7 protein-coding genes and 1 pseudogene are annotated in these 9,622 nt (G+C 68.5%); all 8 read right to left on the bottom strand.

Going from position 1 to position 9,622, the window contains the following annotated elements:
- Positions 1-134: 134 nt before the first annotated feature.
- Positions 135-356 (bottom strand): 50S ribosomal protein L31, encoded by a 222-nt coding sequence (gene rpmE, locus ACTHMS_RS06685; RefSeq protein ID WP_440305890.1) that lies wholly within the window; start codon positions 354-356, stop codon positions 135-137.
- A 131-nt stretch (positions 357-487) separates the two neighbouring features.
- The gene (locus tag ACTHMS_RS06680; protein ID WP_440305889.1) at positions 488-1,810 is read right to left on the bottom strand and encodes a cytochrome P450; all 1,323 of its coding nucleotides are present in this window, start codon (positions 1,808-1,810) and stop codon (positions 488-490) included.
- Positions 1,811-1,904: 94 nt separating this feature from the next.
- Positions 1,905-3,074, bottom strand: coding sequence for an ABC transporter ATP-binding protein (locus tag ACTHMS_RS06675; protein ID WP_440305888.1), 1,170 nt, complete (start codon positions 3,072-3,074; stop codon positions 1,905-1,907).
- 212 nt (positions 3,075-3,286) lie between these two features.
- Positions 3,287-4,243 (bottom strand): carbohydrate ABC transporter permease, encoded by a 957-nt coding sequence (locus ACTHMS_RS06670; RefSeq protein WP_440305887.1) that lies wholly within the window; start codon positions 4,241-4,243, stop codon positions 3,287-3,289.
- A gap of 52 nt (positions 4,244-4,295) precedes the next feature.
- Positions 4,296-5,378 (bottom strand): carbohydrate ABC transporter permease, encoded by a 1,083-nt coding sequence (locus ACTHMS_RS06665; RefSeq protein ID WP_440305886.1) that lies wholly within the window; start codon positions 5,376-5,378, stop codon positions 4,296-4,298.
- A 119-nt stretch (positions 5,379-5,497) separates the two neighbouring features.
- Positions 5,498-6,949: an ABC transporter substrate-binding protein gene (locus ACTHMS_RS06660; RefSeq protein WP_440305885.1), complete on the bottom strand. Its 1,452-nt coding sequence runs from the start codon at positions 6,947-6,949 to the stop codon at positions 5,498-5,500.
- A 265-nt stretch (positions 6,950-7,214) separates the two neighbouring features.
- Positions 7,215-8,933 (bottom strand): transcription termination factor Rho, encoded by a 1,719-nt coding sequence (gene rho / locus ACTHMS_RS06655; protein WP_440305884.1) that lies wholly within the window; start codon positions 8,931-8,933, stop codon positions 7,215-7,217.
- A 398-nt stretch (positions 8,934-9,331) separates the two neighbouring features.
- Positions 9,332-9,622: pseudogene (locus ACTHMS_RS06650) on the bottom strand (homoserine kinase); the annotation flags it as partial.

The raw sequence follows: 9,622 nt of genomic DNA, 5'->3' as shown, positions 1-9,622 counted from the left end.
GAACTCGACCCGCCTGCCGGCGGGGCCGCGCCGCGGCGCCGGGCTCTTCGCGCGAGCGCTCATCGCCTGGTGGTCACCTTCTCAAACAACACAACGGCGCCCACCCCCGTCGGGGGCGGGCGCCGGTCGGAGAGCTACTTGGTGGGGCGCTGCCGCTTGCCGTAGCGCTTCTCGAACTTGTCGACGCGGCCGCCGACGTCCATGATCTTCTGCTTGCCCGTGTAGAACGGGTGGCAGGCCGAGCAGACGTCGGCGTGCAGGACGCCGCCCTTGGCGGTGCTGCGGGTGGTGAACGTGTTGCCGCAGGAGCAGGTCACCTGGGTCTCCACGTACTCCGGGTGGATGCCGTTCTTCATGAAGCTGGATCCCTTCACAGAGCCGCCGGGTCCTCGGATCGTGCTGGAAATGCAGAGGTGAACCGGAGGCGGGTTGCTGTCGGCAGCTGCCGACGTACCCGACAACGGTACCGGACCCCCCGGCATTCCCCCTATGCGCGCGGGGCGAGGGCGACGCTGTAGCCGTAGATGTCGAGGCTGTAGGGCAGCCGTTTCGCGGGGTCGAGCGTCACGCCCTGCAGCCGCGGCTCGGCGCGCTGCAGCAGCCGGCCGACGAGCGCCTGGCCGAGGAAGATCGACAGCCCGGCCCCCGGGCAGCCCTGCGGGCCATGGCTGAAGAAGTTGAACAGCCAGTTCTCGGACGCGTCCCCCGAGGCCCACTCCCCCGGCGCGAACCGGTCGGCGTACTCGACCAGGTCGCGGCGGCGGTGGTTGAACACGTTGTAGATGAAGACCTGCCGGCCGGCCGGCAGCACGCCGCCGCCGGGGAAGGTGACCTCCTCGGTGGTGACCCGCCCGAACAGGGCCGTCGTGGGCCAGAGCCGCATCGCCTCCTGCAGGCAGCCGGCGAGGTAGGTCTGCGCGGCGACGACGGCCGGATCGGTGAGGTCGCCGTCGCCGAGCGCGTGCCGCACCTCGCGCAGCTGCTCGGGGTGGCTCGCCAGCAGCGCGAGCGCGCGGTACAGGTTCGCGGGCAGCGTGTCGCCCATGGCGAACAACCAGTGCACGACCTGGCCGGCCACGTTCGTCCGGTCGTCCGAGGGCGCGTCCGCGATGAGCGCGCACAGGCTGCCCGGCTCGGCGCGGTCGACGTGGGCCTGCACCTTGGCCATGAACGCCGCGAGGTTCGGGGCGGGCGTGCCCGGCATCTTGTTGCCGGCGGCCATGAGCGCGGCGAGGTCGTCGGTGAGCTGCTGGTCGTCGGTCGCCGCGTCACCGAAGACCACCCGGCGGGTGATCCGCTGGAAGGCAGCGTTGATCGCGTCCCAGGTGACGGTGCGGGCGCTGACGAGGGCGTCCGCCTCGGCCACGGCCACGGCCGCGAAGTCCGGCGCGAGCCGGTGCAGCGGCGAGCCGGTGTCGAGCACGGCCTCGGCGAAACGCCGCCGGTTGGCCCACAGGTCACCGCGCGAGATCGTCAGCGCGTCGGGCTGGAACGCCGCCATGCCCTTGTGCTTCGCAGCCGGGTCGGACGCGAACGGGCTGGGCGAGTGGCCGAGCACGAACTCGAGGTCCTCCGGCGTGTGCACCAGCACCGCGTCGTCGGTGCCGACCTTGAGCGCGATGGGTGCCGCCCCGGCGCGGTCGACCATGCCCTGCACCAGCTGGTGGCCGAACTGGTCGGCGTGCGCCTTCGCCGCGACCCGCACCGGCAGCACCCGCTTGCTGAACAGGCCCTGGATCACGCCCGGCACGGCGATCTGGGCGGTGAACCGGATGCTGTCGATCAGCGACGCCTGCGGGAAGTCGGTCATCCGGACAGCCTCGCAGAGACGCCGACGGCGCGCAGCGCGACCCCGGAGCGACGGGGGCCGCGGCTGCGCGCCGCAGGACGGATTGCTGCTCGGACTACTGCTTGGCGAACGACGGCGCCGACGAGGCCGTACCCGGCGTCGGGGTCGCGTCGCCGAGCCGCTCCTGCGTCTCGGGGTGGAAGGCGTGCTCCTCACCGGTGCGGACGTCGATCGTCAGCGTCTCGCCGATGCGCGGCGGCACCCGGCCGTCGAAGCGCACGACATACGGCGCGGCGGAGGCGTCGTCGCCGGGCAGCTTGCCGTGCACGTAGGCGTCGGCGCCGAGTTCCTCGACCAGCAGCACCTCGATCTTGAGACCGTTGGCCGTCTCGTCCTGGGTGTGCGTCTCGGCGCTGCGGGTGAACGACTCGGGCCGCACGCCGAGGATGATCTCCTTGAGGTTCTGGGCGGCCGCGGCGTCCAGTACGTCCTTCGACAGCGGCAGCACGATGTTGCCGAGTCGCGCGCCGCCACCGGTGAGCTCGGCCTTGCGCAGGTTCATCGCGGGCGAGCCGATGAAGCCGGCGACGAAGGCGTTGGTCGGGCGGTCGTAGAGGTTGCGCGGCGTGTCGACCTGCTGCAGGAAGCCGCCCTCCTTGAGGATCGCCACCCGGTGCCCCATCGTCATGGCCTCGACCTGGTCGTGGGTCACGTAGAGCGTCGTGGTGCCGAGCCGGGCCTGCAGCTGTGCGATGTTCGAGCGGGTCTCCACGCGCAGCTTGGCGTCGAGGTTCGACAGCGGCTCGTCCATCAGGAACACCGCGGGCGAGCGGACGATGGCACGACCCATCGCGACACGCTGGCGCTGACCGCCGGAGAGCGCCTTCGGCTTGCGGTCGAGGTACTCCTCGAGGTTCAGCAGCTTGGCCGCCTCGCGCACCTTCGCCGTCCGCTCCTCCTTCGAGACGCCGGCGAGCTTCAGCGCGAAGCCCATGTTCTCGGCGACGCTCATGTGCGGGTAGAGCGCGTAGCTCTGGAAGACCATCGCGATGTCGCGGTCCTTGGGCGGCAACTGCGCCACGTCGCGACCGTCGATGCGGATCTCGCCCTGGCTGACCGGCTCGAGGCCGGCGAGCATGCGCAGGGCGGTGGACTTGCCCGAACCCGACGGCCCGACGAGCACCATGAACTCGCCGTCCTTGATGTCGAGGTTCAGGTCGTTGATCGACGGCTTCGGGTTGCCCGGGTACTGGCAGTAGGCGTTGACGTACTTCACTTCGGCCACAGCGGACTCCGTTTCGACCGGGGGGTGATCGCGCCGGGTACGGACGCCGCCTGGTGCGACGTCTCACGGATTTCCGCCGCCGGACGTCCTCCGCTCCCCGGTCAGCTGGAGCGGTGCCCGACGACGGCATGGCGATCGTGGGTGGTGCACGGTGCTGCGGGCGGGGTGATCGTGACCGGCACGGCCCCCGCCGTTCGGTCACGGCAGGCGCATCACCCCTTCACCGAGCCCGCGAGCAGACCGCGGACGAAGTAGCGCTGCAGGGAGATGAACACGACCAGCGGGATCGCGATCGACACGAACGCCGCAGCCGGCAGCAGCTCGCCGCCGGCGCCGGAGGTGCCGTTCTGCAGGTTGTTGATCGACACCGTGATCGGCGAGATCGACGGGTTCGAGCCCGACATCACGATGCCGACGAACAGGTCGTTCCAGACCCAGAGGAACTGGAAGATGCCGAACGCGGCGAGCGCGGGACGCAGCAGCGGCAGCATGATGGTGCGGAAGATCTGGCCGTGGCTCGCGCCGTCGATGCGCGCTGCCTCGAGCAGGTCACGCGGGATCTCGGACATGAAGTTGTGCATGAGGAAGATCGCGAGCGGCAGCGCGAAGCACGCGTGCGCCAACCAGATCGCGGCCACCGTGCCGGCGAAGCCGAACTCCGGGATGATCGTCACGCTGCCGATGTGGGCGCCGTGGACGACGAAGCGCAGCAGCGGCACGACGGCCACCTGCAGCGGCACGACCTGCAGCGCGAAGATCGCAATGTAGATCCAGTCGCGTCCCCGGAAGTCGATCCAGACCAGCGCGTAGGCCGCCATCGAGGCCACGGCGATCGGGATGAGCGACGCCGGGATCACGATGACGATCGAGTTCACGAGATTCGACAGGATGTTCTGGCTGCCCGACAGCACGTGTCGGTAGTTGTCGAAGGTGAACCCGTTGAAGTGCCACCAGCCCGAGGAGTCCTGCGCCTGCTTGCTGCGGAAGGACTGCACGAACAGGCCGAGGGTCGGGATGGTCCACAGCACGCCGATCACGAGCGCGACGACCGAAGCGACCGGGTTGGTCAGCCCCTTGCGCACCCGGCCGGCCTGGCCCAGCGTCGGGACGGTGGCGTCGGGGTCCGGCGTGGCCGGGGCGCCGCCGGTGGGCGTCAGGACGGTGGTCATCGAGAGCACTCCCCGCTCAGGTCGGTCGCGGACGCGGTGACGGGGCCGGCGCTCATCGGGCCGCCCGCTGCTTGGTCATCTGCCGCACCTGATAGGCGACGAAGGGGATGACCAGGACGAAGATCATCATGGCGAGCGCGGCCGACCGGTGGTCCTGGATCGGCGAACCGCCGCCGGACGAGATGCCGGCGAGCAGCGACTCCTTGTACATCTCGTTGGCCAGCGTGCTGCCGTTGTAGCGGTCGGCGCCGAAGGCGCGGATGAGGTCGAAGACCTTCAGCGTCGCGACCGAGATGGTCACCAGCACGACGACGATAGTCGGCCGGATCGAGGGGATGACGACCCGGCGGAAGGCCTGGCCGTTCGTCGCACCGTCGATCTTGGCGGCCTCGCTCAACTCGGCGGGCACGGCCTTGATCGCGGCGCTGAGGACGACGGTGGCGAACCCGGCCTGGATCCAGACCATCACCACGATCATCATCAGGGTCAGCGGGAAACCACCGGTGGTCGGGAAGTTCAGCGGCCCGAGGCCGAACCACTTCAGCACGACGTTGACGAGCCCGGACGGGCCGTTCTGCGACGGCTGCTGGTACATGAGGCCCCAGATGACCGCCGCGCCGACGAACGAGATCGCCGTCGGCAGGAAGACCAGCGCCTTCGCGACGGCCTCGCCGCGGATCTTGTCGATCGCGTAGGCGTAGCCGAGGCCGATCGCGGTCGCCGCGACCGGCGCGATCAGCGTCCAGAGGATGGTGTTGCGGAACGCCTCGAGCGCGGTGCTGTCGGTGAAGATCCACTTGAAGTGGGCGAAGTTGTTCCACGAACCGCCGGAACTGACCACGCAGCGCTTCGGCAACTGGGGCAGCGGCACACACCCGGGACGGTCGACCTCACCGGAGGTCAGCGACGAGACCATCGTCGTGATGATCGGGCCGACCAGGCCGACGCAGAGCAGCACGATCGCCGGCAGCAGGAACAGGAACGCCTGGATCTTCTCGCGACCGGTGCGCGGTGCACGGTCGACCAGCAACAGCACGATCCCCATGACGGCGAAGAACAGGATCACCATCAGGATCGCGAAGCCGAACTTGCCCCACGCGGAGGTCGAGTGGGCCAGATCGTGCAACCAGCTCACGACATCACTTCCCGGTCCGGTCGGTCGAACGAGATCGGTGGGCCGGCCGGCCCCGTGCACCGGGACCGGCCGACCCGCCGAATGGACTACCTCGGAGCTACCGTCTTACTCGCTCCGGCTCACTTGGGCCAGGACTGCTCGATGTTGTCGAGCGCCTGCTGGTCGCTGACGTTGCCCAGGATCCACTGGGTCATCTGCGTCCAGAACGAGCCGGTGCCGACCTCGGCCGGCATGGCGTCCGAACCGTCGAAGCGGGCGTTGGACGACGGGTCGGTGAGGATGTCGACCGACAGCTTGTCGATCGGGTCCTTGAACACCGACTTGTCGACGGCCTTGTTCGCCGTGGCCCAACCGGACGTGCCGGCCTGCGAGTTCAGCGTCGCCTTGCGGGTGGCCCAGTCGCCGCTCGCCAGGTAGAGCTGCACGGCCTGCGTCGGGGCGCTGTCGCTGAAGGCGCCGACGAACTCGCCACCGACCTCGACGACCTTGCCGAACTTGTCGTTGAAGGTCGGCTCGTAGAAGGCGAAGACGTCGCCGTCCTGCGCGACCTTGATGCCCTTGTCCCAGTTGGCCGCGTAGAAGTTGGCCTGGGCGTGGAAGACGCACTTGCCGGTCTCGATCGGCAGGCCGCCCTTCTGGAACGCCGTCGTCGCGATCGACTTGACGTCACCGATGCCCGCGTTCACGTAGGCCGGGTTCTTGACGATGCTGCCGACCTTCTTGAGCACGTCCAGGACCTTGGGGTCGTTGAACGGGATCTTGTGGCTGACCCACTGGTCGTACACGTCCGGGCCGTACATCCGGAGCATGAACTCTTCCATCCAGTCCGTGAGCACCCAGCCGGTCGCGTCACCGGACTCGATGCCGAGGCACCACGGCTTGTGACCGTCCTTGACGGCCTTGTCCGTGAGGGCCTGCAGCTGGTCCCAGGTCGTCGGGACGGTGTAGCCCCACTGCTTGAAGTACTTCGGCGAGTACCAGATGAGCGACTTCAGGTTCGCGCCGAGCGGAGCACCGAAGAAGACCTTGTCGACCGTGCCGTAGCCGATCCAGGACGGCGCCCAGTTGGTCTGGGCCTCCTTGAGCAGGTCGGCGGTGGCTGGCTTGAGCTGGCCGCCGCTGGCGAACTTCTGCAGCAGACCCGGCTGCGGGAAGAACGCGAGGTCGGGGGCGTTGCCACCCTGCACCTTCGTCTTCAGCGCGCCCTCGAAGTCCTTCGTGCCCTGGTACTGGATCGAGATGCCGGTGCACTTCTCGAACTGCTTGACCGAGTCGATGTGGTACTGCAGCTCGGGGTTGGTGATCGAGGTGTAGATCGTCACCGTCTGACCCGAGTACTTGCCGTACTTGCCGAAGTCGGCGCAGTCACCGGTCATGGTGACCGGCTTGATGTTGTTCTTCGACACCGCGGAGGTGTCGACACCGCCGCCGCCGCCGTTCGCGCTCGACCCGCCGCCGGTCGGCGTCGTGCTGCCGCCGCCGCCGCCACCGCCGTTGCTGCCACTGCTGCTGCACGCCGACAGCGCGGTCGTCGCGACCGCCAGCGCCGCAATGCTGATCTTCCACCGCATGGACTGACCCCGTCTCTCCTCAAGTCTTCTGTAAACGCTTGAGACGGTCGCACGATGTCACAGGTCACACCCGGATTGGAAGGGGACACCCCACACGCGTTGCGAAAAGGTTACGAGGCTTGTTCGGACGAGCAACGAACAAACACCCGGTCCCCCGCGCGAGGCGGGGAACCGGGTGTCCGGTGCAGTTCGGGCGCCACCTGAACAGGTTCCCGGACGGCTCGCCGCACAGGTTCCCGCACAATTTCGCCGGGTTCGGGACGGGCTACTCCTGCCCCGGCGTCGTCTTGGCGATGGTCATCAGGAACTCGTAGTTCGTGCGGGTCTTGCGCAACCGGTCCATCAGCAGGTCGATCGCCTGCTGGGGGTCGAGGGCGTGGAGCACCCGCCGCAGCTTGATCGTCACCGCGAGCTCGTCGGGGCTGAGCAGCAGCTCCTCCTTGCGCGTCGAGCTCTGGTCGACGTCGACGGCCGGGAAGATGCGCTTGTCGGCGATGTCGCGCCGCAGCCGCAGCTCGGCGTTGCCGGTGCCCTTGAACTCCTCGAAGATCACCGTGTCACCGGCCGAACCGGTCTCGACCAGCGCCGTGGCGATGATGGTGAGCGAGCCGCCGTTCTCGATGTTGCGCGCGGCGCCCAGGAAGCGCTTCGGCGGGTAGAGCGCGGTCGAGTCGACACCGCCGGACAGGATGCGGCCGGACGCCGGCGCGGCGAGGTTGTAGGCCCGGCCGAGGCGGGTGATCGAGTCGAGCAGCACGACGACGTCGTGGCCCATCTCGACCAGCCGCTTGGCCCGCTCGATCGACAGCTCGGCCACCATCGTGTGGTCCTGCGGGCGCCGGTCGAAGGTCGAGGCGATGACCTCACCCTTCACCGAGCGCTGCATGTCGGTGACTTCCTCGGGCCGCTCGTCCACAAGGACGACCATGAGGGGGCACTCGGGGTTGTTCTTGGTGATCGCGTTGGCGATGGCCTGGAGGATCATCGTCTTGCCGGCCTTCGGCGGCGACACGATCAGGCCGCGCTGGCCCTTGCCGAGTGGCGCGACGAGGTCGATGACGCGCGTGGTGTAGTCGTTGGGCTCCGTCTCCAGGCGCAGCCGCTCCTGCGGATACAGCGGGATCAGCTTGTTGAAGTCAGGCCGCTTCTTTGCGTCTTCCGGGTCGATGCCGTTGACAGTGTCGAGCCGCACGAGCGCGTTGAACTTCTCGCGCCGCTCGCCTTCGCGCGGCTGGCGAATCATGCCGGTGACTGCGTCACCCTTGCGCAGCCCGTATCGGCGTACCTGGGACAGCGAGACGTAGACGTCGTCGGGGCTCGAGAGGTAGCCGCTGGTGCGGACGAAGGCGTAGTTGTCGAGGATGTCGATGATTCCGCCGACCGGGACGAGGACATCGTCCTCGGCGATGATCGGCTCGGAGTCACCGAAGCGGTCGCGGCCACCGCGACCACGGTTGCGCTCGCGGAACCGGCCCCGGCGGGAGCGGTTCGACCCGAACTCGTCGTCACCGTCTCGGCGCTGATCAGCACCGCCATCGCGATCGCCCTGGCCACCCTGGCCTTGGTTGTTGTTCTGGTTGTTCTGCCGGTTCTGGCCGCCGCCTTGGCGGTTGCCCTGCTGCCGGTTGCCCTGCGAACGATCGCCTTGCTGGCGTTCGCGGTTGCGGTCGTCGCGCTCATCGATGCTGCGCTCGTCGCGCTCGTCGCGCTCGTCGAAGCCGCGGTCGTCCCGGTTCTCGCGCGGCGCGCGCTCGTCGGAGCTGCGCTGCTCTCGCGAGTCGGAGCGGTCGCGCTCCGCGCGCACATCTGCAGAGCGCTCCGCGCGCAAATCTGCAGAGTCGGTGTCAGCCGAAGCCGATCCACCGGAACGCGAGCCGCCGCTCTGCTTCGCCTGGATCGCCTCGATCAGCTCGCCCTTGCGCATCTTGGCGGTGCCGGTGATGCCGAGGTCGCCTGCGAGCGTTTGCAGCTCGGGCAGCAGCATCCCGGACAGCCCCTTGGGGCGGCCGCTACCGGATCCGTTGGCGCTCGCCGCATCGTTGGTCGGCGTAGCGGTGGTCTAAACGTCGTGAGTTTCTCTCACTTACGTTCCTTCCTTATTTCTTACGGTGCGGCCGGTCCTGCCGGCGGGAGCACAGGAACCCACCTATGCGGCGGGAGCTTGTTTTTGAGCCGATCCCGGGCTGGTCTCGCGCGCCCCTAGGGGGCGGGGAAGCTGCGGATCAAAGGACGGCAATGAGACTTTGTGAGGCTCGCTACCGGAATCGTTGACTCGCTGCAGAGCGGAAACCTCGCCCCGATGGGGCGGCTATCGCTTACACAGCGTAGACGTCGCCGTCCATTCCTGCCAACAAAGGTGGGATTCGGTGTATTCCGCGTGTCTTACAGCGGGGCGAGGTGGGCGCCCTTGCGGTCTATCTCGAGTGGCAGGGCGCTCCAGCCGCGGCGGGCGAAGGTCACGGCTCGGTCACGGCTGTCTGTCGTGGTGAGCGCCAGCACCGTGGGGCCCGCGCCTGAGACGACCGCCGGGATGCCCGCGTCCCGAAGCTCGGCAACCAACGCGGCGGTCTTCGGCATCGCGGGTGCGCGATACGGCTGATGCAGCTTGTCCTCAGTCGCACCGAGAAGATCTTCGGGATGCGAGCGCAATGCCTCGACGAGCAGCGCGGCACG

The sequence above is a fragment of the Jatrophihabitans sp. genome (genome assembly GCF_051960575.1).
Taxonomy (GTDB): domain Bacteria; phylum Actinomycetota; class Actinomycetes; order Mycobacteriales; family Jatrophihabitantaceae; genus JBQCEE01.
The sequence above is the reverse complement of the archived record's forward strand: the minus strand, read 5'-3'. Positions and strand labels throughout refer to the sequence as shown.

Coding starts and splice junctions, on each gene's coding strand:
- rho (WP_440305884.1), bottom strand. CDS start 8,933: ATGCTGCTGCCCGAGCTGCAAACGCTCGCAGGCGACCTCGGCATCACC.
- ACTHMS_RS06680 (WP_440305889.1), bottom strand. CDS start 1,810: ATGACCGACTTCCCGCAGGCGTCGCTGATCGACAGCATCCGGTTCACC.
- rpmE (WP_440305890.1), bottom strand. CDS start 356: ATGAAGAACGGCATCCACCCGGAGTACGTGGAGACCCAGGTGACCTGC.
- ACTHMS_RS06660 (WP_440305885.1), bottom strand. CDS start 6,949: ATGCGGTGGAAGATCAGCATTGCGGCGCTGGCGGTCGCGACGACCGCG.
- ACTHMS_RS06670 (WP_440305887.1), bottom strand. CDS start 4,243: ATGACCACCGTCCTGACGCCCACCGGCGGCGCCCCGGCCACGCCGGAC.